The sequence below is a fragment of the Imperialibacter sp. genome, from assembly GCF_040222385.1.
Taxonomy (GTDB): domain Bacteria; phylum Bacteroidota; class Bacteroidia; order Cytophagales; family Cyclobacteriaceae; genus Imperialibacter.
In genome coordinates, this window is sequence record NZ_JAVKDF010000018.1 from 1 (window position 1) to 26,553 (window position 26,553).

Here is a 26,553-nt window from a genome sequence, read left to right on the forward strand (position 1 = left end):
TACTTTATCGACAGTTGGATTAGGGTAAACACTGAGGTTTGCAAACACCTCGGGAATACCTGTTTTTGTTCCCTCTTCGACCGTCACCGTTACTGTCCACTCCTGCGTGCTGCCATCCTCAGCAGTAACTGTGTACACAACAGCTGCTGAGAAATCCTGAGCCACTTCACTGCCAGGGCTTACCGAGGCTTTGTCAGACACAGTAATCGCAGGACTTAGGCTGGTGATATCAGCATCAACTTCCACCTCAATAGTCACGGTATGATCCGTGGTGTTGATGACGGCATCACCTGTTTGTTCGTGCAGCAAAAAGCTGATGATGTCCTTAGCGCTGCTAGGTGCTGGGGCCACTGTCACGGTTACTGCCCATGACTGGGTGCTGCCATCTTCGGCAGTTACTGTGTAAGTAACGGCACTCGTGAAATCCTGGGCCACACCAGATGCCGGGTTAACCGAAGCACCTTCTGAGACAGTAATGGTTGGCACGAGACTGGTTGCATCTGTTCCTACAGCCACTTCAATGCCCACCGTATGTGCAGTTGCATCAATCACTGCTGGCCCGGTTTCTTCGGGCAGCGAGAAGGTGAGAATGTCCCTGGCACTACTCAATGGTGCGGGCTCAACCGTCACCGTGACTGTCCATTCCTGGGTGGTGTCATCCCCGGCAGTTACCGTGTAGGTAACTGGGGCAGAAAAATTCTGTGCTGCACCACTCGCCGGACTTATTGTCGCCTGCTCGGAAACGGTGATGGTGGGGGCAAGCGCTGCGGCATCGGTACCAGTGGCAACAGTCACCGATACGGTATGATTTTCTGTGTCGATCACTGCATCACCTGTCTGCTCAGTCAACACGAAGGCCAGGATATCGGTGGCTGAATTCATTGCAGGCGTTACTGTTACAGTCCACTCCTGAGTGCTACCGTCGCCAGCCGTCACTGTATAAACGACCGCAGAAGAAAAGTCGACAGCGGTCTCACTTGTTGGGTCAATGGTTGCCTGTTCGGAAACCGTAATGGTTGGAGTAAGGGCGGTCAGGTCGGTGCCATAAGGAACGCCGATACCTACCGTATGGTTTTCAGCATCAATGACAGCGTCACCTGTTTGTCCAGCCAGAACGAAGGTCAGGATGTTATTTGCTGTGTTGGGAGCAATAGTTACTGTCACCGTCCATTCCTGGGTATTCCCTTCTTCGGCAGTTACTGTGTACACCACTGCGTTTGTGAAGTCCTGAGCTGCGCCGGAAGCCGGGCTCATTGTTGCTTCTGCTGAAATGGTGATTTCTGGAGTCAGCGCTGTGATGTCGGTACCAAATACTACATTAACAGCCACTGTGTGGTCTGCGTTGCTGATCACCGCATCTCCGGCTTGTTCAGCCAAAACAAAAGTGAGGATATTGGCATCGCTGGATTCGGCCTCATCACCTACTGATATGGTAAAGGCCTTTTCCAGTGTGTTTCCGTTCCCATCGTTCGTTTTAATGCGGACACTGTAGCTGTTGGCTGCCTCAAAGTCGAACATAGCCGTGGTTACCAGCTGGCTGCCTGAGATACCGAACAGCGAATTATTGGCGTCACCCGTTCCTGAAACGAGGGTGTAGGTGTACGACCCAGACAAGTCCTCGCCTGTAGTAGTTAGGTTGCCCACTACCGCACCTGCTTCCAGGTTTTCCATCACCGACTGATTGTCCAGTGCAAGCGCCGTTACCTGGGCGGGAAGATCGCTGACGGAAATGGTAAATACTTCCTCCAGAGTACCACCATTTTGGTCGTCGGTCTCTATTCGAATGGAGTAGGTATCCTGGGTTTCAAAGTCCAGCGTGACAGCAGTTTTTAGCTGATTTCCGTCAATAGCGAAGGAGCTGTTGCCCTCATCTCCGGTGCCGCTTACCAGGCTGTAAAGATGTGACTGTCCATTGTCTTCGTCGGTGGTTGATAAGGTGCCCACTAAGGTACCGACAGGGTTGCTCTCGTCTACGTCAGTATTATCCAGCGCAATATCTGTGGGTATTTCATTTACATCATTGATGGTAATCACTAATGCTTTTTCGAAAAGCCCTCCGTTTTGATCGTCGGTTTGTACCCTGATGAGGTATTCGCTTTTGGTTTCGAAGTCAAATACTTCGACGGCTTTGAGCGCATCATCATCAATCTGGAACGATCCGTTGTCAGCGTCGCCCTCACCAGCCACGAATGTGTAGAGGTGGGTTTGCGAGGTATTGCCATCATTTGACGAGAAGGTCCCCAGCACATCACCAATGCTGTTATTTTCATCGATAGTCTGCTCCGACAGTTCAATGTCGGTAGGAACCACCTGCTGCTCGGTGATGGTTACTTCCCAAACCTGCTCTGATCCGTCTTCAGCGGCAACGGTATAGCTCACTGCTGATGTGAAGTTTTGCGACATACCGCTGACGGGATCGCTGGTGGCACCGTCAGACAAAGTGATGGTAGGTACAAGGGATGTCAGACTGATGCCAGCGTTTACTTCCATCGTCACCGTGTGGTTGTCGTCGTCGATTTCAGCAACGTCTACCTGGTCAGTAAGCACAAATTCCAGGATGTCATTTTCTGTGTTGATCAGGAAGTCGATGCCAATATCGCTGTTAGTGTTAATCGCATTGTCGACATCGGCGGCACTTGAATTGGCAAATGCGCTGTTGGTAAAAGTAAAGATCAGGCCCGAAATATCGGTGGCGTCCTGGTGAATAGAGGCTTTGCCGGTAAAACTAAGAGTAGCAGAGTAACCATCTGCAGCCACAGCAAGCGAAGGCACCAAACCAGTGGGCAGATTAGTGATCGTAAATGCGCTGCCTGATGCCAGTGTTCCGCCCGGGCTTGTGAAGGTGTCGTCTACAATATTGACGTTCATTGAGCCCTCTATAGTACCGTCGTTGGATGCTGCTTCGGTAAAGCTGCCGAGGTCAATATTGTATTGAGCAATTCTTGCGTTTTCTCCGTCAGTTATAAAGATCCTTGACCCTGCCGGATTTGTTGTCAGTCCGGAAGGATAGATGCCGTCAGCGTCCAGGTCATAATAGGCTGACTCGCCGTCAAATGTGGCACCCTGAGTGATATCAAAAGGCGCACTCAGACGATATTTCATGATGCCGTAGTCGGTAACTTCAGAAATCAGCAGGAAGCGACCATCAGGTGAGAAAGCAATGCCAGAGGCTTGAATCCCAGCTTCACCACCATCAAGTGCCAGGGCTCCTTCGTTGACAGCCCCGGAAGATAGATCAAACGAAGCACTCAGGCCATATTGTGACAGGCTACCGCTGCCACCGACATACATTTTTGTGCCTTCAGTGTTAAATGCAAGTGCGTAGGGAGAATCGATATCATTGTCAACGTTAACAGAGTGGCCACTGTAAGTAACTCCCGCCGTAATGATGAATGGTGTTGAGAGGTTGTACTGGTAAACGGTATAATTGTCGTCGCCCAGGACAAACATTCTCATTCCGTCAGCTGAAAAAGCCAGGTCTTCGGGGTATTCGTCTTCGGCCGAAACATTGTAGGATCCGTCAGGTGTTGCTCCGCTGGTTACATTATACGGGGTAGAAAGCGTGTATTGCAGGATCAGAGAATTGTCGTTTCCGGAAATAAACATTTTGGTACCGTCGTCATTGAATGCGATGCCCGTCGGGTAAGAATCCTGTGTGCTAACATCAAGAGGGGTTCCGGCACTCACGGCTTTCGAAACGTCAAAAACATCTCCGTAAAAAACAGCTGGTAAATTATCTCTGAAGTTAATTCCTATTCCTGCAGTAGCATTTGTAGCGTTCTCTACCACAGAGGCGTTTCCACCCTCAAAAGCTGAATTGAAGAATGAAAATTCCAGACTGGCAATATTGTCAGTATTTTGATGGTTGGCGGCCTTTCCAGAAAGAGTCAGTATAGCTGAGTATCCATCTGCTGCTACCGAAAGGATAGGGGTGAGCCCATTTGGCAAGGCTGAAATTGTGTAGTCCGACCCGAATGACAATATCCCCTCTGCGTTTGTAAATACCTCATCTTTCAGGGTTATATTGATCGAACCCTCCACGGAGCCCTCATTGATGCCAGCTTCCATAAAGCCGCCTTCATCAATATCAAATTGAAATATAGCGTCGTTGGTTAAGCCAGCGATAAACAGCCGCTTTCCACTACTATCGAAGGCTAACCCAGAGGGCCCATTGTCTAACGAGCCAACATAGAAGTTAGATTCGACTGTGCCACCAAGAGTGATATCAAAGGGAGCGGAAAGTTTGTATTGATAAACCCGGTCACTCGATGACCCGAGAATGAACAGCCGGGTGCCATTGGCACTGAAAACCATGCTTTTAGGAGATGTTACCTCGGAGACGATTGTGAAAGGATTTCCATCGAAACTTATTCCGGCTGTTACATCAAATGGTGCGCTCAGGCTAAACTGATTCACTTCGTGTCCAGAGATACCCAGGATATACATTTTGCTACCATTGGCATTGAATGCGAGGTCTATCGGGAATCCCTCCTGTTCACCAACGCTAACAGATGCACCATTGTAGGTAACGCCGGTTGTAATGTTGAAGGCGCTGGAGAGGGTGTATTGGTGGATGTACTTATCATCTCCGGTTACAAATAGGCGGGAGCCGTCATTGTTGAAAGTTAGCCCGTAGGGGTTGGGCTCTTCTCCAGAAACGTCCAGCGGTGATCCGGCATGTGATACCCCGGATCTGATATCGAACGGCGTTGTGAGGTTATATTGGTGAACGGACTTGTCGCTGGTTCCGATAGTGAATAACCTGAGTCCGTCTGAGGAAAAGGCTACATCATATGGGTTAGTAACGTCAGCTGAGACATCCATACTTGAGTGGTTTTCGGGCAGGTAGTCGATATTGTAGCTATTACCGTAGCTGATAGCGGCTTCATTGTCTCTAAAATCAATACCCACCCCGGTGCCGGCGTCTGTACCAAGTATGTCCGACACATCACCTGATGTAAAGGCCGAGTTATTGAAAGTGATATCTATTTCACCCACGTCGTCGGCATCCTGGTGACTTGCGGCATTGTCAGTGAAAGTCAGTGTTGCACCAGTGCCGCTGGTTCCTACAGCCATTACAGGGTTTAACCCCGCCGGAACTCCTGCGATAGTGTAGTCGGCCCCATAAGTCAGTGTGCCTCCGGCATTACTGAAGGTGTCTCCTGAAATTCGGGCCGACAGGTGCCCATTTATTGACCCGTCGTTGTTGGCAGACTCGTGAAAAAAGTCTCCTGGGAGATCGAAATAATGAACACGTGCTACTCCTTCATACACAGCCACAAGTTTTTTGCCATCGGAAGTGAAACACATGCCTGTGAGATAAAATCCAGATGTGGAGTTAGTGTCGAAGGCTATTCCATCATAGCTGATGTTTGACACGAAGTCAAATGGTGAGCTTGTGCTATATTGATGCACTTCATTTTCTTCCCATCCGGCCTCAAACAGTCTGGAGCCATCTGCACTCACAGCAATGGCACGGCCTCCGCTGTTTTGGGCAGTAACACTAAAGCTACCGTCTGACGTAACGCCGGAGACAACGTTGTATGGGTTGGCCAGACTCATTTGTTGTACAGTCCCGCCATCCCTGATGATGTATAATTTTCTGCCGTTTCCGCCAAAAGCTATTCCTTGTGGGTTCAGAATACTTAGCCCCCCATCATAGATTCGGGTACCCGAGGTAATATCAAATGGATTGCTTAGCGAATACTGGTGTATTTTGTCTGCGTTTATGCCTGAGACAAACATTTTGGTTCCGTCGGCACTAAAAGTAACGTCAGTAGGGTCATATTCCTGCGTTTGAACACTATAGTATCCAGCCGTGGTCCACGAAGAGAGATCATTGGCTACAGAAAGGTTGTATTGATAGACTCTGTCGTAGGTTTTACCCACAATGTAGGCCCTGGTTCCGTCAGGGCTCATGCTTATTCCCTGAGGATAGTTTTCTGGACTCATAGATCTAAAGCCCTTATAGACAGCCCCGTGCTCCAAATTGAACGCATTTCCGTAGCTCAGTACCTTATTGTCGACAAAGTCTACACCTACTCCGGAAGCAGCTGCTGTGGAGTTAAAGACGCTTGCGGCATCACTTTCTGCAAAAGCTGTATTCTCGAATGTGATTTCGAGGCTGCTAATGTCGTTGAGTTTTTGATGCTCATCAGCTATGCCAGATAATGTTAGGGTAGCCGACTTCCCATCGGCGGCCACTGCTATTGCAGCACTCAGCCCTTGCGGTAAGTTGTTCACGCTGAAATCGTCACCGTAGGTAAAACTGCCTCCGGTGTTGGTAAACTTATCATCGAAAATCCGGATGTCGGCCGTGCCCGAGAGGGAACCATCATTGCTCGCCGTTTCCAGGAAACTGTCCGCATTGTGAAGGTTGTAAACGTTGATATCGCCACCTACTAGCCCTGCAACGAACATTTTCGTCATTTGTCGGTTGAAAGCAATACCACCTGGGGTAGTGTCTTCGGTTCCCACGCTAAAAGAGTTTTCACTGTAGGTAAGTCCCGCCGTTATGTCGAATGGCGAGGTGAGGTTATACTGAAAGACAGCATCGTTAGATGATCCAAGCACCACCACCTTCATGCCGTCCGGACTAAACGCAAGGTCGGTAGCAGAGCCATCTTCGGCCAGGGCACCTGAGGTGCCATCCAATGATACGCCTGAGGTAACATCAAATGGGACTTCCAAAGAATATTGAAGAATAGCGTCGCTGTTGTAGCCAATGATGTACATTTTGCTTCCGGTGGGGTTAAATGTCACCCCCTGCGGGCTACTTTCAGTGGTGTTGAAAGAACCGTCAAACGTCACGTTTTCTGTAATCACAAAAGGCGTGGTCAGCGAATATTGATTGACCTTGGTGCCAGTTGTTCCCACTACGAAAAGCTTGTCACCGTCTGCACTGAAGGCCATGCCATAGGGGCGTGTGAGCTGACCAGCCACGCTAAATGTGCCATCGCTGGAAAAAGATGACGGATCGTAAGGAGTGGAAAGCGTATACTGCGTTACGGCGTCGGCAGGATCACTTACAACAAACATTTTGCTGCCGTCGTGATTGAAGGAGATACCGTGAATTTGTGAGATAAGAAAACCAGAGGAGCCTGCGAAATCAGGCTCATTTGAGGAAAAGTTAAACGGTTCTCCATAAACTACCGTAGGGTAATTGTTGAAGAAATTAATGACGATGTCGACCGACTGACTAACAGCATTGGCCACGTCTGCGGCATTGCTGTTGGCAAACGCAGCATTGGCAAATGTGAACTGTAGGGTGGACACGTCATCCTCATTCTGATGGTTGGTCGCTTTCCCGGAAAAAGTGAGCTCAGCGGAGGATCCGCTGGCAGCAACTGCTAGCTGTGGGCTAAGGCCTGACGGTACACCCGTAATGGTGTAGTCAACCCCATGAGTAAGTGTACCCCCGGCACTTGTGAACAAGTCATCACGCAGACTGATTTTGAACGATCCACTTACAGTTCCTGTATTTGCATCATTTTCTAAAATGATTCCGTTACTTATTTGATAATGGGTAACCGCTGAGGAATACGGAGTGGCAACAGTCGTTCCGTTGTTTAGGAAGACCAGGTCACTTCCGTCTATGTCACTAGTGTATTCGAAAGAGGCCCCCTGACTCAGGTCGTAGGGTGCCAGCAATTTATATTGACTTATACCGGCTGCCCCCGAAATAAACATTCCCAGCCCATCCGGTGAGAATGACAGCCCGTTCGGGCCAGATTGCTCATTGGAAACATTGAAACCGGAGCTGCTTATTGTTGCGCCCAATGTTAGGTCAAATGGCGACGAAAGGGTGACTGAATAAACATGGTCCTTGGCGGTTCCAACAAAAAACAGCATAGTCCCATCGCTGTTGAAGGTGATGCCCTCTATGCTACCCTCAAAGGGAAGTGTGCCGAATGAGCCATCAAGGGTCGGTGTTGTAGTGATGTCGAATGGCACTGACAGATTGTATTGATAGATGTTGTCATTGGCCTGACCGGCGATAAACATTTTGCTGCCGTCATTGCTGAACGCCAGACTGGTGGGGGTGGCATCCTGAGAAAGGACGCTGAATGGACTTCCATCCACCACGCCAGTTGATATATCATAAGGACTGCTTAGGGTGTATTGAGTGACGTCATCGAAACTACTAGAAAGGACATACAGCTTCGTACCCGTGTCATTGTAGGCCAGTCCCGTCAGACCACTCTTGGCAATATGTATATCGGTGATGATGGCACCATTTGAAAGGTCGTAGGCATTGTTGTATACCACTGCCTCATTGTTGTCGAAAAAGTCTATACTCAAATTGGTGTCCGAACTGTTTGAGTTGACTACGGCAGCGGCATTACCACTTTCAAATGCCGAATTATTGAACAATACAGAGAGGTCTGCTACATCGTTGACGTTTTGATGATCATTTGCCTGGCCGTTAAAAGAAAGAGTGGCTGATTGTCCGTCAGCGGCAATAGTCATGATCGGGGTCAGTCCGGCGGGGAGATTATTGATAAAATAGTCACCACTAAAGCCATGGGTCAACGTACCTCCAGCGTGAGTAAATTGATCATCCGCAAGATAAATCGGAGCGCTGGAAGTTAATGATCCATTGTTCCCTGAAGACTCATAAAATTTGGATGGCTTGAGGACAAGATCGTAGAGCTTATCATTGGTAACTCCCACAGCGAACATATGGTCCCCTGCTTTGTTAAAGGTGAAGCCCATTACGAAACTGTCGACAGTGTTAAAGTCAAAATAGGTGCCTTCATAGGTCACGTCAGAAGTAATGTCATTTCTACGGCCCAGTAGGTAGGAGTGTAAGTCGTCGCTGCCATTTCCCGCTACAAAAATTCGCCGACCATCGGAGCTTATATCCAGGGAATATGGGTTGGTATCCTTGTCGCTAACACTGAATGGGGAGCCATCATAAGTCACGCCTGTAGTAATGTCAAATGGTGTGGCCAAAGAATACTGGTGAATAGCCCTTGTGGCGGTTCCAATAATGAATAACCTGGATCCATCGTAGCTGAAATCAAGATCAGTAACGTTTCCCTCTTCACCTACATCGGCTGTGCCATTGTGGGTGACTGTTCCGGTTACATCCCAGGGTGTGGTAAGGGTGTACTGCTCCACTTCATCCAGGTTGGCATCGAGTACGAACAGCCTGGATCCGGTCTGGTTGAAACGCAGGCCACGGGCAGATAAAGCTTCTCCGGAAAAGTCAAAGGCGCCTTCGTGCGAAACGCCGGAGGTGATGTGGTAAGGCGACGATAGAGAATACTGGTTGACCTCCAGATCAATATTGTTGACCACAAAGAGTGTCATTCCGTCTGAGCTAAACTCAACACCCTCAGGAGATGTACCTTCACTTGATATATCAAGTGAGCCGGCAAAAAACATGCCGCCAGTCGGGTCGAAGGCATTTCCATGCGTCAGATAGGGCTTGTTGTCTACGAAATTGATACCTATGCCGCTGTTGGCGCCTACTGCGTTTGCTACGCCTGCGGCATTTCCTCCCACAAAAGCTGCGTTGGTAAAAGTGATAGTAAGGCTGGAAACATCATTGGCATCCTGATGTGCAGTAGCTTTGCCGGATAAACTCAAGGTGGCTAGTTTCCCACCCGCCGCTACCGCCATTGATGGAGAAAACCCTGCGGGTAAATTGGAAATGGTGAAATGAGTTCCTTGCGATAGGGTTCCCCCTGCATTTGCAAATGTTTTTCCTGAAATACGAATGCCAGTCGTTTGGTCTATGCTCCCATTGTTGGCAGAGGCCTCCGACAAAACTCCTGGATGCAGATCATATTGATTGATATCGTTTCCGGAATCCCCCACCATGAACATAAGAGTGCCGTCGGCACTGAATGCCAATGCCTTGCCATTCAGATCCTGGCCCGAAATGTCAATAAACGCATCGTCCTTGGTCACAGTTGACGTGATATCAAATGCAGAACTGAGAGAGTATTGATTTATTTGGTCACTCAATAAGGACACGGCGAACATCTTATAACCATCAGTGCTGAAGGCGAAGCCCTGAGCCTGGTGATTATAGGTTAGGCTGTACGAGCCGTTGTAGGTCACACCAGTGCTAACATCAAAAGAATTAGACAGAGAATACTGATACATGTTGTATCCTGGTAAACCAGTAACGTACATCTTGCTCCCAGTTGGGTTGAAGGCTATGTCTGTTGGTGTCGTAACGTTGCCTGAAAAATCAAAGCTTCCGGCTGCCGTGACACCAGCAGTAATATCGAAGGCTGAATTCAAGTTAAATTGAAAGACTTTCAGATTAGAGGCCCCAACTATGAACATTCGAGTTCCACTGGTATTGAAGGCAATGCCTTCAGGTGTTGTTTCAGTGCCGCTGATGTCAAGAGGAGATTCGTCGAAGCTGGCTCCGGAGCTTACCTCGAAGGGAATTGTGAGTGTGTATTGGTTTACCTCTCCCTGCCCGCAAACGAACATCTTAGTGCCGTCAGGGTTGAACGCAATACCTGTTGGCACAGTCAGTTCGGTACCAATCAGGAAGTTATCGTCGAAGGTTGCTCCATTCGTAAGGTCGAATGATGAATTGTAGGAAATCGACTGACCAAGCGCCGCCGGAACTCCGGCGCCTAATAACAAGGCCAGCAAAAAATGTTTCAAATGTAAAATGTTTTTCATGGCATAAAGGTTTTTGCGATTTATGCCAGTGAAGTTGCCATCAATACAAAAGGATAAGCCTATCCCAACGGGGTAGTTTGCTACCTACCCGGGTGGGTAGTTTTTTTAACTATCTGATAATTAATGAATTGAATTTTATTCTTTTGGAGTGCTCAAGGCAAACTGTAGCGCTTCCTTGCGGTTGGTAACGCCTAATTTTTCGTAGATATTCTTCAAATGATACTTCACCGTGTTCACCGAAACGAATACTTTCTCAGCGATTTCAGAGTTGTTGAGGTTGCTCAGGGCATGGGTGAGTATTTCAAACTCACGCTCGGATAGGGGTTGTGAGAGGCGCTGGTTAATGCTATCAAGTTCCATATTCAATGCCCGGGTATCCTGATCAAGTACTACCTTTATCTTCGTGCGCATTTCATTTACCTCGGCTTCCAACTGCAGGCGCTTGGCTTTATACCTCGACATCAGGGCCAGTGTGATCGATAACAATGAAATTACGACTATGGCAAGTGAAAACATGAGCCACCTTTCACGAATCTCCTGGCTGGCTATTTCGCTTTGCTGCACTTCATTCTCAAGCCGGAGGATAATATTTTCCTGATCCTTCACATCCACTGCATACTTGATGTTGAGCTCGGAGATGGCATTTCTGTTGAAAAGTGTGAGGGTGGAGTCTTCCAGTAGCTTGTATTGTTTGAAAGCATCTAGTGCCTGAATGTATTGACCTTTGTATTCTTTGACCCTTGCAAGTAAGCCGTAGCTATCCTTTAGCTGTGTTAGAAGTTGGTTCTTTTTACTAAAGTTGAGGTTCTCTGTCAGCATGGTTTCGGCTTGTGCAAACTGGCCGGTCAGCATGTAGTTTTCCGCCAGTGTTAGTCTCGCAGAAGAGAGGTGCTCACTTTCTTCGAGCCCTTCGTAGTAATGCATGGCTAGTTCCACCAGTTTTCTGGACTCATTGTATTTTTTTTGCTGGTTGTAGATGGAAGCAAGATTCACCCAGCGCTCGGCTATATTGATACTGTCGTTGAGCGCCTGGTGAGCCTGAAGGGATTGTTGTACATAGTACAGCGCACTGTCCATCATGCCAAGCTGTTGATACGCTAGCCCAATATTGTTCATTCGTTCGGCCACGGAGTTGGCATTGCCACCACCTTTTTGGTGCATCAGTATAGACTCTTTGTAGTGAGTAATCGCTCTACCGTAGTTGCCATTTTCCTCGCTAAGGCTACCCATTTGCTTTAAATCAAAAGCAATAGCCGACGTGTCTCTTTTGACCCTGTCGATTTCATAGGCTTTATTGGTGTAATCAATAGCGTTAGCAAAGTCGCCGAGCGACCGATAGCCGGAACCCACGTTGTAGTAGGCGGTGGCCAGCTCGGTAGAATCTTGCAATGAAACTGCATAGTCCAGCGCTTTGAAATAGTAGTCCAGCGCTTTGGAATAGATGCCCAGCTCCCGGTAGCAAAAGCCAACATGAGAGTTGCATTCAACCAAGAGCACCAAGTCGTTTACTTCCGACTTTGACGCAGCGTCAATAGCTAAAAGGTAGTTTTCCAGCGACTCAGGAAGGTTGTTGATGTAGTATAAAGCATCGGCTTTTAGCTGGTAGAGCCTGGCTTTTTCAAGTGGGTCTTTTGAGTTCTCGAGCAATTGACTTGCGACGGTCACAACCTGCTCATACTCCTCCGCCTCGACCATGTGTTTCAGGCGGTCAACTGCGACACCCTGTCCCAGGCAACGAACGCTGATAAAAAAAACTACTATAAATAGAGAGGTAATTTTCTCAGGAACTGGAAACCACATACTCAACAGCCTCTTTTCGGTTACTTACGCCCAATTTAACATAGACATTCTTTAAATGGAACTTAACGGTATTAATAGACAAAAACAGGCTGTTGGCTATATCCTGATTTGTCTTGCCTGCCAGGCTGAGGGTAAAAGTTTCGAACTCACGTTCAGTTAACGGGTCTACCAGTTTTTCATTGATCGTTGCAAAGTCTACGGCAAGTTCTGTGGCCATAGGGCCTTCCAGCAGGTCTACGTAGCGCTTTAGCAAGGCGTCAAATTGGTGTTCCTGTAATGTCATTTCCACCTTTCGTCGCTTCCCTTGCATGGTGGCAAAGATCATCAGCCCAATCACCAACATTGACAGGCTGATCACCGAGCCTATAAACCACGCTCTTTCACTGGCTGCCTGTGCCTCATTTACTTTATTAAGTAGCGCCAGTTTTTGAATTTCAGTCTCTTTTTGGGTAGTGTTAAATGCGACTTCCAGTTCGGCTATTCTATCATTTTTCTCCTCGCTTACCATTTCACGCCACACGCCTGAGGCTTTTCTTTCAAACTCCAGGGCTGCTTTGTAATTCCCTGCCATCTCTTCAATGTCGGCCCTGTTGGCGTAGGTAATGTGCTCTATTTCTTTGGAGCCAAGGTTGGCGGCAATAGCTTCCGCTTCTAGTATGAGGGCTCTTCCCCCAGCAAAATCTCCATAGAAAGCCCTCACTTCTGCGAGTTCACCCAGTGAGCGGGCTAACCCCTGATGATCACCGACCTCCCTTTTCAGTGCAACAGACTTCTCAAAATAGCCTGCTGCCTTCTTAAAGTCTTTCAGCGTTACATAGGCTGAACCTATATTATTGTAGGCATTGGCCATCTTTTTACTATCATCAAACTCTACGGCTATTACCAAAGATTCCTCATAATAGGCAATAGCTTCTTTGTACTGCTCCTGCTTTCTTTTGATGATGCCGAGGTTGAGTAGGCTATTGGCGAGGGGAAGCCGCTGACCTTCCTTCCGTTTAAACTCCAACGCCTTTAGTTGATACTTTTCAGCGTTTTCCAGATCATACATCCTGTCGTAAGTGATGCCCAGATTGTTGTAAGAAGAGCTTACTTTGGGGTCGTTTGTGGTCTCCCTGATAGCCAAAGCCTGGAGATGGTATTCGATGGCCTTATCGTAGGCTGATTTATAGGTGAAGCAAAGTCCAATGTTGTTAAAAAAGCTCGCCAACTGTGCAGTATCGCCTGCAAGCTGTGCGTTGGGTATGCCTCGCTCAAAGTAATAGATGGCAGAATCGTAGGCGGATGTTTGGAAATGGTAGATGCCAATAAGATTGAGCACTTTCACTATGGCGATTGGCGGGGTGTCGGCGTCAGTGAGTAATAGCGCCTGCTCAGCATACCACCGCATCGAGTCGGTGTCTTTGTTTCTGAATTGGTTGGCAAGCTCTGTGAAGAGGTCAATTCGTGCGTTGCTATCGGTGGTCTTTAACAAAACCATTTTAAGGCTGTCGACATTGTTGCCAGATGCAGCTGTGTCGCCAATAATAAAGATGAAAAATATTAGTAGCCCGGGCAGCTTCAACATTAGGCAGCTTGATTAAAAAATGAATCCTCAAAATAGCAAGGGAACTTCTAAATGACAAAAATAAAGCCGCTATGATCTTTCACAGCGGCTTTATTAATGTAATGGTAATACAAGGTGTGAGCCTACTTGCTCATCCAGCCATATAAGAGATCAAGCTGCTGCTGAGTGGGGTTTTCCATCATTTCGATGGATGGAGGCGATTGCGTTTTTACCATGATAGCCTTCGCTTTCAGCTTTACATTCTTGATTTTCCCTGGCTTTACTTCCCGCTGTACTAGTGCCGTGATCTTGTCGCCCTCTTTGCGGCTTTCCTTGTAGGCCATTACCGCCTCCTGAAAGTTTTGTACCGTAAGGGCTATGCCATCAAACTCCAGCAGGTGATCGCCCTCCTTGTAGCCCATGTCTTCTCCAAATGAGTTCAGATTGTCAGCCTTTGCTACCACCAAATGACCGCTCTCCTGATCGAGGCCGAAAGAAATATTTCCCATTGAAGGTTCCATTTTTGCCTGGGCAGGAGTAAAGCTGACGCCAATCTTGGCCAGGTATTCTTTCAGGGGCAAAGGTGTGCTTCCCTCCACATACATGCTGAAAAACTCCCTGATCTCCGGGTAGGTCAGCTCAGTAATTTTATCAAACAACTCATCATCTTTGAAAGACTTGTCTTTGCCATATTCATTTGAAAGCTCTTTCAAAAGTCTGTTAACGCTGTACTCGCCTCCAGAGAGCTCCCGCAACCTGATGTCCAGGCAAAGCCCGATCAATGCACCTTTTTCGTATACGTTGCCATACTGATCTTTGTATTGGTCGAGGCAAAGCTTGCTCATGACGGTGAAGGGTACCGTGTCGTTATAGCCAGCGGCGTTCACTACCTTCTCTTCTATCTTGGAGAGGTATTCGTCGATGCCAAAAAGCCCTTCGGCCAATTGCACGTGTCCGGCGAAGTACTCAGTTACGCCTTCGTACATCCAGAGGTGCTTTGACATTTTTGGGTCAATAAAATTGAAATTTCCTATCTCTTCAGAGTGAATACTGAGCGGCGTAATGATATGGAAAAACTCATGGGCCGACACGTCTTTGATCAGCTGTGTGAGGTACTTGGGGTTCACCTCTGGCAGGCTGTACATCGAAGAATATGAATGCTCGAGTGCGCCCAGGGCACCGGATTGTGATGGCCCTGCAAAAAGATAGATAATGTAAGCGTATTTTTTAATGGGCAATGTTCCACCCAAATAGTTTTTCTGAGCCTCCAATATCTGGTTCACATTGTCTTTTACAAAAGCAGCAGTGAGCAGGCCGTTGGGTGAGTAGACAGAAAAGAGAATCTCGGCTCCACCCACATTGATGGTGGTGGTGTCCGGCACCGAGTACATCATTGGCGCATCGGCCAGATTGAAGTAGTTGTCGGCGATGTAGGTGTCAGTATTGTTTTCGGACTTGGTCGCCTGAAGCGACGTGGCACCATAGAATCCTTCGGGGTAGGAGATATTCACCTCGTACTTTACGTCCTTCATTCCCTTGAGGTAGCCAAAGAAGCCGAAGGTATTGATGACAAAGTTCTTACCTTCTTCAATGTTGGTGCCGGCGGGTTCAAATACAGTATTGCCCTGCTCCGTGTCATAAGAGTCTTCCACCCAGTACTCTACTTTGGCCAGCGATGATGCATTTTTGATCAGCCACCTGTTCTGGTCAAGTGAATCAACGGAAAGCTCGTTGCCATTGATGTCAAAGGCTTTGAAGTCGGAAAGGAACCTGCCAAAGTCGTAGATGCTGTAAGTGCCTGGTACTATTTTTGGCATTTGGTATTCGATCTCCGAGGCAGACACAGCAGGTAGTTCAATGCTCACTTTCACCTTGTCGTCCTTCACAACATTGAGGTCGAGAAATGCTTTGTAGCCAGTAGTTTGAGCAGAAAGGGAGCTCCAGGTGAGAAGCACACCTAAGAAAAGAGTCAACTTTTTCATTGAGAGTTTTTGTGTTTGGGCTCCATTCCTGTCACCAGATTGCGGATCATTTAATGAAAGCCATGTTGTTTTAGAAAGTTGCAAGCAAAAGAAGGGCGCAATTAAGCTAAATACTTTTTGTTGCTCAACATTTATTATGGTGAAAAAACGTTAAACCTTCCTCTTTTCTACCCGAATAACGCCTTTGAGGCCCGACCAGTCATTATCAACGGCACAGACCTTCACGTCCACCATGTCGATGGTAAGCATGAGGTTGCGGATGTCGTCTTCGATAAGGTCCTTCGGTATTTTGGACTTCCCCTTGGGCCAGGAGACCCAAATCATGCCATTTTGCTCTATTTTGTTCTTTAGCTTCGGCAGTTGTGCGTGGAGGTCGTCTTTGCTGGTGGTGAAAAAGTGAATGATGTCATACAAGTCAACACTTTGCGATTCATGGACCAGCACATCGTTGGGAAAGTCCTCAAATAATTCGAAGTAATGTGACGGACGGTTGACAAGAAGTACTTTGCTTCCTTCTTTGATGCCCAGTTTTTTAGCGAGAGGAGTGCCTGAGTAGCCAGCCATGGGGTGTCAGTTTGTTGTAACGGAGACTAATTTAGGCAAACTAGTTTAATTGCTTTGAAAAATGGTCATCTGGAAATTCCAAAAGACAAAAAGCAAAACTCAAACAAATCCCAAATTCTGAATCCCAATTTCAAAACCAGACGCTCAACGTTTGAGATTTTGCATTTGGTGCTTATTTGCTATTTGCTGCTTGAGTTTTGTGGTTTCACATGCAGGTTTTTCCAGAAATAAATCCTCGATTCCATCGGATCCGGGTGTTCCGAAAAACCACTCACATAGTAGCCCTGCGACAGACAAAACCGAATCATGGGTTTGAGCTTGTTTCTTGTTTTGAGAAGCATGTGGGTATAGCCGTTTTCTGAAGCCCACTGCTCCATTATTTCTGTCAGTTGCTGATAGATACCCTGGCCTCGGTGGGCAGGATGTAGCCCACCCATCCAGGAGTAAAAACTGCCGTCTTTGTACCTGTCGTAGCCCACTTTGAAACCAATCACTTTGCCGCCTGCTTCCGCTATCAGGATCAGGTGAGGGGTGTTGGCAAGGCGCTGGTGGTACACGGCCGTTTTGTAGGGATCGTGGAGTTCAGGAATGTGAAGCGAGGCTTCAGCCACTTCCTCGATGGTACCCTTTCTGATTTTCATTTCCCAACTACCTTCACTTTGGCCAGCAGCCATACGTTCGGGTCTGCGACGACACCGGTGGGCATTTCAGCGATGTCCCATTCTGCTGTTGTGCTTTCGCCAGACACGTCTATTATTTTGATTTCGCTGATAGTTCCATCGGCACCTTTGATTCCCACCTCCAGTGGGAGCCTGACCGACTTGCTTAGTCCCGGGCTTTTCACCTGAACAGATAGCTTGCCCAGCTTTTTATGGTACTTCCAGCTCAGGGAAAGCTCGGGCAACAATGGCTGGAAAATCCACTGATCAAAGAACCAGCTAAGCTGCTGTCCGCTGGCTTGTTCCATCACGGCTTGAAAATCGCTCGTGAGTGCATTGGAGAATTTGTAAGTGTCGTAGTAAGTGCGCACACCGTCAAAGAACGCCTCGTCGCCGACCTGCTTCCTAAGCATGTGCAGTACCCAGCCAGCCTTCTGGTAGGTATTGGTGCTCAAAAGCTTTTTCAACTCGGTAATGTTGGTGTCGACAATAGCCGAGTTCGGATTTTTGCCATGATACTCGCCAATTTTGGGGAGCATTCGCCTCATACCGGTTTGCAGGCTGTCTTTCCCATAGGTCTTTTCCATGTATACCTGCGTAAAATAGGTCGCAAACCCTTCGCTGAGCCAAACATGGTGCCAGTCCTTTTCGGTAGCGGAGTTGCCAAACCACTGGTGGGCTATCTCGTGAGCGATCAGGCCTTCAATATCACGGTCACCCGAGACCGTCTTTTCGTTATAAAAGATATTGCCGGCATTTTCCATTCCGCCAAACTTAGTTTTGGACTGCACATTGGCCAGCTTTTCGAAAGGGTAGGGGCCAATAATGTCCTGGAGAGTAGCCAGTATCTCTTTGGCCGGGGCATAGTCGTAGAAACCGGCATTCTTGTTTTGATGGTATACCCACGATGACACAGGAATACTACCAACTGAGCCCACATGATCCACAGCAAAAGTAGCTGCGCCAAACACCATTACTTTTGTGGGAATAGGCGCTGAATCGATCCAGTGAGTGATTTTGGTGTCGTTTGAAAGAACAGTTTCTTCTTTGAGCCTGCCATTGGCCACCACCTGGTAGTAAACAGGCGCCTCTATGATGAACTCGCAGGTGGCCTTGTCCGACGGATGGTCCACGGTGGGCAACCATTGATGGGCCCTGTCGGGCCAGTTGTCGCCAAAGAAGGTTTTCTCTCCAAAGAGGTTGGTGCCAATGATGAGCCCATCCTGCGGAACTCCCTCATACTGAACAGTGACCCTGATGGTTTCACCTGCCTTGCCGCTGGTGTTGATGCGGATGCGGTTGTTGTTGTGAGAAAAGGTGCTTTCCCTTCTATCCACTTTCAATTCCGTCACCTTCATGCCGCCATTCGCAGTTTCGTTCTGCAAGTCCAGCGAAAAGGCTTCGATGTCATTTTTCAGCAATACCTCAATCACCGTTTTGCCCTTCACCTGATTGGTTTCTTCCGACAGCTGCAGCCTGAAGGCATAGTGTTGCACATCGATGGCCGGGTTCAACGGGTAGGGATCGCTGCCAAAGAGCAGGCAGGGGGTAAGTACAAAAGCAAGGGTATAGAGAATGGGCTTCATGTTGTGTATAGTTACAGCCCTAAAAGTAATGCAAAAACGAGTGTTTTAAATCACACAGCTAAAGAATACGTCAACGGCAGGCGGCCATGCCTTCGGGCAGCGGGGCAATTCTGGCTGCGAGGTTTTTGTACTGGCAAGCCACCTTCTCATCACCTACAGCCTGGTAGCAATCGGCCCGTAGCAGGTAAATTTCCTGAGCCCTGGGCCATACGTTGGCCAGCCACTTGGTTTCGTGGAGGCTTTGCTCCACATTGCCCACCAGCAGGTAGCCCCTGGCTTCTCCCAGAAATATGTCGAGGTCCTCACGACCCACGTTGCCGCTGTGGATCAGGATAATATACGCCTCGCCAAAAGAGGATATATAGCTGTTGATAATGACATCGGCCGCCTGGTGGTAGTAGTTCAGCGACTCCTCATAATCAGCCAGGTTGTCGCGGTAAATTTCCGCCATGCTTTTCAGTATGTGGCGTTTTTGCAGGCCTGTCTGAAGCAGATTGGTGTACGTGTCGATGGCGGCGTTGAATTGGTTCGTTTCTTTGTAGCATTGGGCCATCCTGAGCTTAAAATCAAAGGATTGGTAAATCAGGTAGGGTTCGGCAATCAGGTAGCTTTCGAGGGCAGAGCCGTAGTCCTTTGCTTCGAAAAATACGTCGCCGTCGTGAATCACTTTGGATAGTAGCGACTCTTTGAAGTCCTTGATATATTCTTCAGTTCTGTAGAAGGTCACAAAAGGAGAGAGGATTTTCAACGATTCGTCCATATGACCAAGCTCTGCTTCTTTTACTGCCGTATCAAAAATGCTTCTTCTCTCATTCAGCAGGGCTTCCATTTTCAGGTTCTGGTAAAAGGCATAAGCTTGCATGGCAGCCATGATGACAGTGGCCAGTGCCAGTGAGAGGCCGAAAGCCCACAGGGTGCCCTTGTTGTTGCGCTTGAGCTCCTCGTACGAATAGGTGGTCTTTTTGCCCGGCCTGGCGTAAGGGGGTCGCCTCGTTTCGTAGGTTTGTGAGGGAGGAGTGTATTCGTAAGTCGGTACGCTGTATTTGAACCGGTAGTCGTAGTTGGCCTTTTGAATAGGGTCGGAGAGTACCTGATAGGCCATGTTGATCTCCTTGAAGCGCTCTTCCATGGCAGGGTCACCAGCATGCTTGTCAGGGTGATAGGTCATAGCCAGCTTCTTGAAAGCAGCTTTGATCTCGTAGTGTCCCGCCTCTTCGGGAACGCCCAGTATTTCGTAGTAGTTGCGCAAAGGAAAATCGGTTCTGAGAAATGAATTTAGCGATTATCCTTGAAAAACGATTATCACAAGTGATTTGTTGTTGATAACGGTGGGTGAGGTGGTTGTGCAGGCGTTACTGCTTTGGTGCGAAGGGCTGGCACCCATCGCATGGATATGCCACCCTTACAGGGCTTGCCAGTGGCGAGACCTAGCCACACTGCGAGTCCCGTTAGGAACGACGTGGGAGGTAACGCCATTGGCTCAACGATCAGTTTCCTGGCATTTTTTTGTATCCAATAGGTGTTATAGCCAAGGTAATTGTTCTTATAAAGATGTTTCCCTGCTGTAAATAGCCCACTATTCGTTAGTATTTCACTGGTAGAAACATTCAATAAAGCCATTTTCCTACTTACTTGACTTTGCATATTATGAACTTTCCAAAACGATCCTCCCTTTTCGTGGCCATGATGGCCGCAAGCCTGCTCTTTGCTGCCAGCTGCAACAAAGACGACGACCCTACCGAATTGTCAGCGGAAGCCGAGAGTTTCCTGACTGAGATTTTGGACATCATGGAAGCCAACTCAATCAACAGGGATAAAATAGACTGGACAGTCTTTAGAGAAAAGGTATTTGCTAAGGCTATTGGAGCAAAGAGTATAGAAGATACCTACATCGCTGTTGAGGAGGCATTGACATTGCTGGGCGACAACCACAGCAGCTATAGAAAAAGTGGCGGAGCAGGCACTATCTTCGTTGGGCAGCTTAGCTGCGAAGGGCAAAATAATGTGCTGCCCACTATTCCGGATAACATAGGCTATGTGAAAGTAAATTTTTTTTCGGGAGGATCTGCCGACGGAGCAGCGCTTTCCTTTGCACGAGCCATACAGTTGCAGATCAAAACTCAGGACAGCGAGGATAATATTGGCTGGATTGTGGATGTGAGAAATAATGGTGGAGGTAATATGTGGCCTATGATAGCTGGGATAGGGCCTATCCTGGGCGAGGGAGTCGCTGGTTATTTTGTTTATCCCGACGGATCGGAAGAGTCGTGGGGATATCAGGCAGGTGCTTCGACTTTAAACGGAAGTGCCGTGACAACGCTGACCGAACCTTACGAGCTGATGAAGGATAACCCTAAGGTAGCGGTGCTGTTGAACAATGGCATTGCGAGCTCAGGCGAGATAGTGGCGATTAGCTTTATAGGTAGGGAAAATACCAAAAGCTTTGGTGAAGCTACCTGCGGGTTATCCACCAGCAATACCGCTTACCAAATCAGCGATGATTCATTGCTGATCCTCACTACGGCTTACCAGGCCGACCGGAACAAGAACGTCTTTGGTGTCCCCATAGAACCCGACGACCCAACTAGCAGCGAGGCCTCGATCAACCGGGCAATTGCCTGGTTACAAGGGGAGTGAGGTTGTTTCTAAGAGGTTGGCATTGCTGGTCTGATGTGAAGATTAACTTAAGTTCATTGCTCGTGGTGTGAAGGTCGTCATCGGTCAGATGGTGTCGGCTACCTGTAGGCCACTTGGTTTGCCTCTTACTCTCCGCCCATAGCCACTGTAAAAGGCCACCCCTCAAACTGCCCGGCGTCGCCCTGGCGGACATCCACCTCTCTCGGCCAGCATTCAAAAGTGACGATTTTGTTCTCTTTGTTGAACCGAATCAATCCGTAGCCCGAGCCACTGGAAGGGCTTTCAGGATTGACATAGGCATACATGGTGATCTTGTTGTTGAACCCATCGAGATAGTCGCCCGTCCAGGGTAGGCTGGTAGCGGTGTTCGGGTGTGCGCCTGCTTTTCCATCAGCAGGCCACCACCAGCGGCTGTAGTAGTTGTTGACAATGGCAGGCACTACAAATGCCCATGGGCCATCACCAAACTCGTCGATGCCATGTTTGATCACCGTGGCCAGGTGCTGGTCGCCGGCAATATGCACTGCTCCGGCAGCCCTGATTTTCTCCAGTGCTTTGTTGCGGCCGGTCTGGGGCCAGCCGTTGGAATCGAGGTCGGCGTGCAGGCGATTGGTGGAGTCGCCATGTATGTGAGCGCCGCCGCAAAACCCGGTTTGCGAAAGCACCGCTTTCATCACGCCCTGGCTTTCGGCGCCCCACTGGTCAAGGAAGGCAAGCTGCCTGTCGCCCAGTAGTTGCAGGCCTTCCACATCAATGGATGCTGGGTCATAATCGGGATTGCGGATGTGATCGGGGCGGGGCCCCTGCTGAGGGATTTTTCCACCCGGGCCCGATTTGAATTTACGGTCTTCGATGATGGCGAAGTCAACCCCACCGATCATCAGGTTCGTGTAGTAAACGCCGATACCTTGTTCGATGGGCGTGGGATCGAAGGGGTCGGGCAGGTGGGCCGTTTGACACCGCTCCACCATTTTCACATATTGATCATGATAAAAATAGCCTCCGTCGTCGCCCTGTACCCGGGCCGCCTTTTTGCCATTCTCGCCCCAAAGATTTCCCTGGCCAATATCATGGTCGTCGGGGATGGTAATGCAGGGCCTTGTGCGAAAGGTCTCTTTGAACTGCTGCCCGAATTTGAGCCACGCTGCCGTGTGCTCGGTGTGGTCGTACGACTGATCGCCAGCGAAAAACATCAGGTCAGGATCCTGAAAGTTGATATTGCGCACAAAGTTGGCCCTGTCGCCCCTGTCCCGGTTGGAATTGCACGACAACGCTGCCATGGAAATACTGCCGTTGTCCGTTGGGTCTTTGCGAATGAGTCCTTCGAAAGTAGCTGAGTCGCCGTGAAGAATGCGGTAGGGAGTGTCGAGGGTGCTGTCCCAATCAGTCACCCGAAACAGTGCCGACCAGCCCAAATCGTTGACCTTCGATGTTTGGATTTCCTTCCAGCTGCCCGCCTCTTTCACCTCAAGCCTCACCTCCCGTGATTCGTCGGGGTACAAGGGGTAGAGCTGGGCCGAGAGCTTCAGGGTGTTGTTGGACACCGTGTAAAGCCCAAAGGCCACTACCTCGCTGCGGGGGACTTTGAGGTTGATAATAGGATTGTCGGGCCGGTTCCACCAGTCGTTGGTGGCCAGGGTGTCGAGTTTCTCAAAAGGTGCTGTGACCAGCGGCTTACTGTTGCTGTAGTCTTTTGGCTGGTTGCCTGGTGCGCAGGCAGCAAGGAGCAGGAGGAAGGGTAGGTAGAAAATGTGTTTCATTTAGCTAAGATAACAGACATTTGATGTAGGCCTGCAAAAATGATGGGAAAGGGCAGGGAGTCTGAAGGAAAGGGAAGTTTCATTCACTGTTCTTTCCATTGTTTTGAAAAATGCTAAGTAGACGGGCGTCAATGTCGATATCATCGATACGGCGATGGCATAGCCCGAAAGCGAATAATCTTTAGGGTAGTGTGATTGTCTAAAGTTTTCAATGAAGCTGTATTGGCCGAAAACACTAACTTTAGGGAGGACAAGCATACCTGCGATGAAAAAGCTTCTATTTATTCTGGCGCTGTGCATTTCTATGGCGTCAGTGTTGGCTCAAACGCCCAAAGGAACGGTGGTGACCGATTCCGTATATTCCAAGCACCTCGAAAACAAGATGGGAGAGAAGCCCACCCGGGCGGTATCGATTTACCTGCCGCCTGGATACGACAAGGGCAGCCAGCGTTATCCGGTTATCTATTTCCTCCACGGTTTTATGGGCGACAACAGGATGATGATGGGCATGGCTGGTTTGCTCAATGAGGCCATTGCCAGTCACAAGATCCGCCCCTTCATCATGGTGGTGCCCGATGAGAAGACCAGTTACGACGGCAGCTTTTTCAGCAACTCGGGCCTGTTTGGAAACTGGGAGGATTTCACGGCCTACGACCTGGTAGCTCATGTGGATAAGAAATACCGTACCATCGCCACCAAGGAAAGCCGGGGCATTACCGGGCACAGCATGGGCGGCTATGGCGCCATAAAAATCGCTATGCATCATCCCGATATTTTCAGCTCGGTATACATGATAAGTCCGGGGGCACTCACCATTGTACGGGAATACGGTCCAAACAGCGATACATTCAAAGAGATTGCTGGCATCACCACCATGGAAGACCTCGGGAAGACCTATTTCGGCAAGGTGATGATAGCCTTTGGTCGCTCCTGGTCTCCGAATGCGAACAAACCGCCTTTCTACTGTGACCTGCCTTTTGAGTACAAGGGCGATGAGCTGATCGTCCGCCAGGACGTGCTTGAAAAGTGGTATGCCAATATGCCGGTACACATGATCGAGGACAACCTGACGAACCTACAGCAGCTGAAGGCTATTAAAATGGACTGGGGTCGCAATGCCGGAGAACGCTTCACACAACAGTGTAAAATGTTCAGTCAACGCCTGGAGAATGTAGGTGTCCAACATTTTGCGGAGGAATATATTGGCACGCATACTAGTGGTATTTATACTACCGATGGCCGCATTCCAAACCAGGTGCTGCCATTTTTTGATTTCTATTTGGAGTTTGAAGAATGAGGTGGGCTCGATGGAGGCAGGTAAGCTGGTTGATTTGGTGGTGTTGGACGCCAATCCGCTGGAAAACCTGAGGAATACTAATACGATTAAGTACATAATGAAAAACGGCAGGCTGTACGAAGGAGCCATACTGAGCGAGGTGTATCCGAACAAGGTAGAAAGAAAGGACTGGCCGTGGAATAATTTCAAGCCGGTGGGCGTGCCAGGGGTGAGGTAGGGCTGAAAGAGCCCGGACGGAGCAGCATTGACCAGATGGTGGTACTGCCCCGTCCTGACTTTAGGAACAGTCTCTCCCAAAGGGACAAAACAAGGGCGTGATCCGGTGTCTGACGGCTCTTTCGGTGTGGTTATTTGGCCGTGCCGACACCTACGTTCAAGCCCTAAGCCGGGCGCTCCGGAAAGGGCCTGGATGAGTGGTATAAACCAATTGGCGGTGCGGCTATATCGGGGCTATTTCACGCAAATCTCCATGAGGGAAAAACGCTGAGGCAGAAAGGGAGGAACAATGTTTGAATTGTACCAATGGCAAACACCAACAGGCGCTCCATATTGACTTGCTGTCTTAGCAAACAATGGCAGGATACAGGCAAGCTCAAACCGCTATGCACGTTCAATTCTTGATTTAAGAAAAAAAGTGCGAAATTGTGTAATGCTCACAAAACCAGCACACTATGAAGACACTAACTGGCTACCTCTTTCTGTTGGTATGCATTATCAATGCATGCAGCCAAAAAAATGAAGTAGACTGGCCAAAAGGCTTCATTGGCATTTGGCACGACACTGATGGATCCGACATTTTCGAAATAACTTCTTCTCAGGAATTATTCTTTTTCACCTGTGACGGCAGCACCGTGGTTTCTAAACAATCCTTCATTACCTCTTTTGACAATGACGGGGATATACGTATCGTGTTGAAGCGAAAGGATAATTTGGAAAGTGACTATGAGCGAGAGTCAATTTTTTCTTTAGAGGGGGTAAATCTGAAATTGGATGGAAGGCCTTTCGAACGGCTACCTGACATGGCGGCATTGGAGCGTATTTGCGCATCAGAAGCTGAATACTTTGGCGACGATGTCACTTCTTCACCTGAAGAGCCCGAGTCAAACATGCTCACTATTGTGGGAAATGATATTTGGATAAGGGATAAGGCAGGTACTGGCGAAGTAGTAATGAAACTAAATAATGGAGACAAGTGCAAAATAGTCAGTGACTACCCAAAACAATTTGAGGTCATTCGTGGTGATCCTGACTATTGGTATTTCATTGAATTTGAAGGGAAAAATGGTTGGGTATTTGGTTCACAGACTAGTCTTGCGGTCGATATTGAGCCACTGACCGGAACCTCGGCAGATGATTTATGGACAGCTTTCAAAGGGTATCATAAAAAGTCAATTGAGGTAATGAACTCGAAAAGAACTACAGAGGATTTTGGGGTTAACGAATACGAAGAAATAAACAGCGACGAATTTAATGTTGTGTATGCTGATGAAGATGGTTTTGCAACTTCGTATAGGCAGGATGATACTTCACCGACAGATTTGATGTTGGTCAACCGTACAGACAATACTTCCGGAGCAGCGGGTTGGTACACATTTTGGTGGACACATATTGGCATGAAGGATGGTGATCACTTTTTGACTTATACTAATGACTCAGGTTTCTACTACTCGAAAATAGCATTTCAAGGGCGGGTAGAAAAAGTGGTAAAAAGCAGCGACTATGAATACTTGCTTCTTACTTTATGGGACAACGGAACTGGTACAGTCTGCTGCCGCCAGACCCATTATAATGTAATTTATGTGAATCTTAAAGAAAAGACCATCAGAGCCATGATGACTGAAATCGGATTTGTGGGGTATGGGTTTATGTATACCGAAGAAGTAGATGTTGGTGAGTTACTCAACACTGGCTCGATGGCAGATTTGGACGACGAGGGAATGCTGAGCGTGACTGAATTTAAATCTAAGAAACAGGAGGATGGTTCACTAATGGCCTCAGACACTGTGCAAATGGCTTACAAGTGGAATAAGAAGACCAAAGTTTTTACTATTCAGTAACGAGTTAACAAAATC

The 26,553-nt window shown here is 48.3% G+C and carries 13 protein-coding genes; 4 read left to right on the top strand and 9 right to left on the bottom strand.

Annotation, left to right across the window (positions count from 1 at the left end; genetic code table 11):
- The 8 genes from RIG68_RS05890 to RIG68_RS05925 form a co-directional block, all read right to left on the bottom strand.
- The coding region (locus RIG68_RS05890) for an SGBP N-terminal domain-containing protein (RefSeq protein WP_350119794.1) at positions 1–10,653 on the bottom strand (10,653 nt) is incomplete at its 3' end.
- Positions 10,654–10,788: 135 nt separating this feature from the next.
- Complete coding sequence (locus tag RIG68_RS05895) at positions 10,789–12,453, bottom strand: tetratricopeptide repeat protein (RefSeq protein WP_350119797.1); 1,665 nt, start codon at positions 12,451–12,453, stop codon at positions 10,789–10,791.
- The gene (locus RIG68_RS05900; RefSeq protein WP_350119800.1) at positions 12,434–14,017 is read right to left on the bottom strand and encodes a tetratricopeptide repeat protein; all 1,584 of its coding nucleotides are present in this window, start codon (positions 14,015–14,017) and stop codon (positions 12,434–12,436) included. Before RIG68_RS05900 ends, RIG68_RS05895 begins: the two co-directional genes overlap by 20 nt.
- A 122-nt stretch (positions 14,018–14,139) precedes the next feature.
- The gene (locus RIG68_RS05905) at positions 14,140–15,978 is read right to left on the bottom strand and encodes a M61 family metallopeptidase (protein ID WP_350119803.1); all 1,839 of its coding nucleotides are present in this window, start codon (positions 15,976–15,978) and stop codon (positions 14,140–14,142) included.
- A 150-nt stretch (positions 15,979–16,128) separates the two neighbouring features.
- Positions 16,129–16,542: a DUF3052 domain-containing protein gene (locus RIG68_RS05910; protein ID WP_350119806.1), complete on the bottom strand. Its 414-nt coding sequence runs from the start codon at positions 16,540–16,542 to the stop codon at positions 16,129–16,131.
- A 179-nt stretch (positions 16,543–16,721) separates the two neighbouring features.
- Positions 16,722–17,183: a GNAT family N-acetyltransferase gene (locus RIG68_RS05915; protein ID WP_350119809.1), complete on the bottom strand. Its 462-nt coding sequence runs from the start codon at positions 17,181–17,183 to the stop codon at positions 16,722–16,724.
- Positions 17,180–18,787 (bottom strand): M1 family metallopeptidase, encoded by a 1,608-nt coding sequence (locus tag RIG68_RS05920; protein ID WP_350119812.1) that lies wholly within the window; start codon positions 18,785–18,787, stop codon positions 17,180–17,182. Before RIG68_RS05920 ends, RIG68_RS05915 begins: the two co-directional genes overlap by 4 nt.
- A 70-nt stretch (positions 18,788–18,857) precedes the next feature.
- The gene (locus RIG68_RS05925; protein ID WP_350119815.1) at positions 18,858–20,036 is read right to left on the bottom strand and encodes a J domain-containing protein; all 1,179 of its coding nucleotides are present in this window, start codon (positions 20,034–20,036) and stop codon (positions 18,858–18,860) included.
- A gap of 398 nt (positions 20,037–20,434) precedes the next feature.
- Between RIG68_RS05925 and RIG68_RS05930 the strand changes: the two genes are divergently transcribed.
- Complete coding sequence (locus RIG68_RS05930) at positions 20,435–21,424, top strand: S41 family peptidase (protein WP_350119817.1); 990 nt, start codon at positions 20,435–20,437, stop codon at positions 21,422–21,424.
- A 125-nt stretch (positions 21,425–21,549) separates the two neighbouring features.
- Here the strand turns inward: RIG68_RS05930 and RIG68_RS05935 are convergent, their stop codons facing one another.
- Positions 21,550–23,184, bottom strand: coding sequence for an alkaline phosphatase D family protein (locus tag RIG68_RS05935; RefSeq protein WP_350119820.1), 1,635 nt, complete (start codon positions 23,182–23,184; stop codon positions 21,550–21,552).
- Positions 23,185–23,449: 265 nt separating this feature from the next.
- Between RIG68_RS05935 and RIG68_RS05940 the strand changes: the two genes are divergently transcribed.
- From RIG68_RS05940 to RIG68_RS05950, 3 genes are all read left to right on the top strand, one after another.
- Positions 23,450–24,481, top strand: a complete 1,032-nt coding sequence (locus tag RIG68_RS05940) for an alpha/beta hydrolase (protein WP_350119822.1) — start codon at positions 23,450–23,452, stop codon at positions 24,479–24,481.
- Positions 24,471–24,698, top strand: a complete 228-nt coding sequence (locus RIG68_RS05945; protein WP_350119825.1) for a hypothetical protein — start codon at positions 24,471–24,473, stop codon at positions 24,696–24,698. Before RIG68_RS05940 ends, RIG68_RS05945 begins: the two co-directional genes overlap by 11 nt.
- A 454-nt stretch (positions 24,699–25,152) precedes the next feature.
- Positions 25,153–26,538 carry a hypothetical protein gene (locus tag RIG68_RS05950; RefSeq protein ID WP_350119827.1) on the top strand — a complete coding sequence of 462 codons (1,386 nt, stop codon included), beginning with the start codon at positions 25,153–25,155 and terminating at the stop codon, positions 26,536–26,538.
- The last annotated feature ends 15 nt before the right edge of the window (positions 26,539–26,553 follow it).

Coding starts and splice junctions, on each gene's coding strand:
- RIG68_RS05935 (WP_350119820.1), bottom strand. CDS start 23,184: ATGAAACACATTTTCTACCTACCCTTCCTCCTGCTCCTTGCTGCCTGC.
- RIG68_RS05930 (WP_350119817.1), top strand. CDS start 20,435: ATGAACTTTCCAAAACGATCCTCCCTTTTCGTGGCCATGATGGCCGCA.
- RIG68_RS05895 (WP_350119797.1), bottom strand. CDS start 12,453: ATGTGGTTTCCAGTTCCTGAGAAAATTACCTCTCTATTTATAGTAGTT.
- RIG68_RS05915 (WP_350119809.1), bottom strand. CDS start 17,183: ATGAAAATCAGAAAGGGTACCATCGAGGAAGTGGCTGAAGCCTCGCTT.
- RIG68_RS05910 (WP_350119806.1), bottom strand. CDS start 16,542: ATGGCTGGCTACTCAGGCACTCCTCTCGCTAAAAAACTGGGCATCAAA.
- RIG68_RS05920 (WP_350119812.1), bottom strand. CDS start 18,787: ATGAAGCCCATTCTCTATACCCTTGCTTTTGTACTTACCCCCTGCCTG.
- RIG68_RS05905 (WP_350119803.1), bottom strand. CDS start 15,978: ATGAAAAAGTTGACTCTTTTCTTAGGTGTGCTTCTCACCTGGAGCTCC.
- RIG68_RS05950 (WP_350119827.1), top strand. CDS start 25,153: ATGAAGACACTAACTGGCTACCTCTTTCTGTTGGTATGCATTATCAAT.
- RIG68_RS05940 (WP_350119822.1), top strand. CDS start 23,450: ATGAAAAAGCTTCTATTTATTCTGGCGCTGTGCATTTCTATGGCGTCA.
- RIG68_RS05900 (WP_350119800.1), bottom strand. CDS start 14,017: ATGTTGAAGCTGCCCGGGCTACTAATATTTTTCATCTTTATTATTGGC.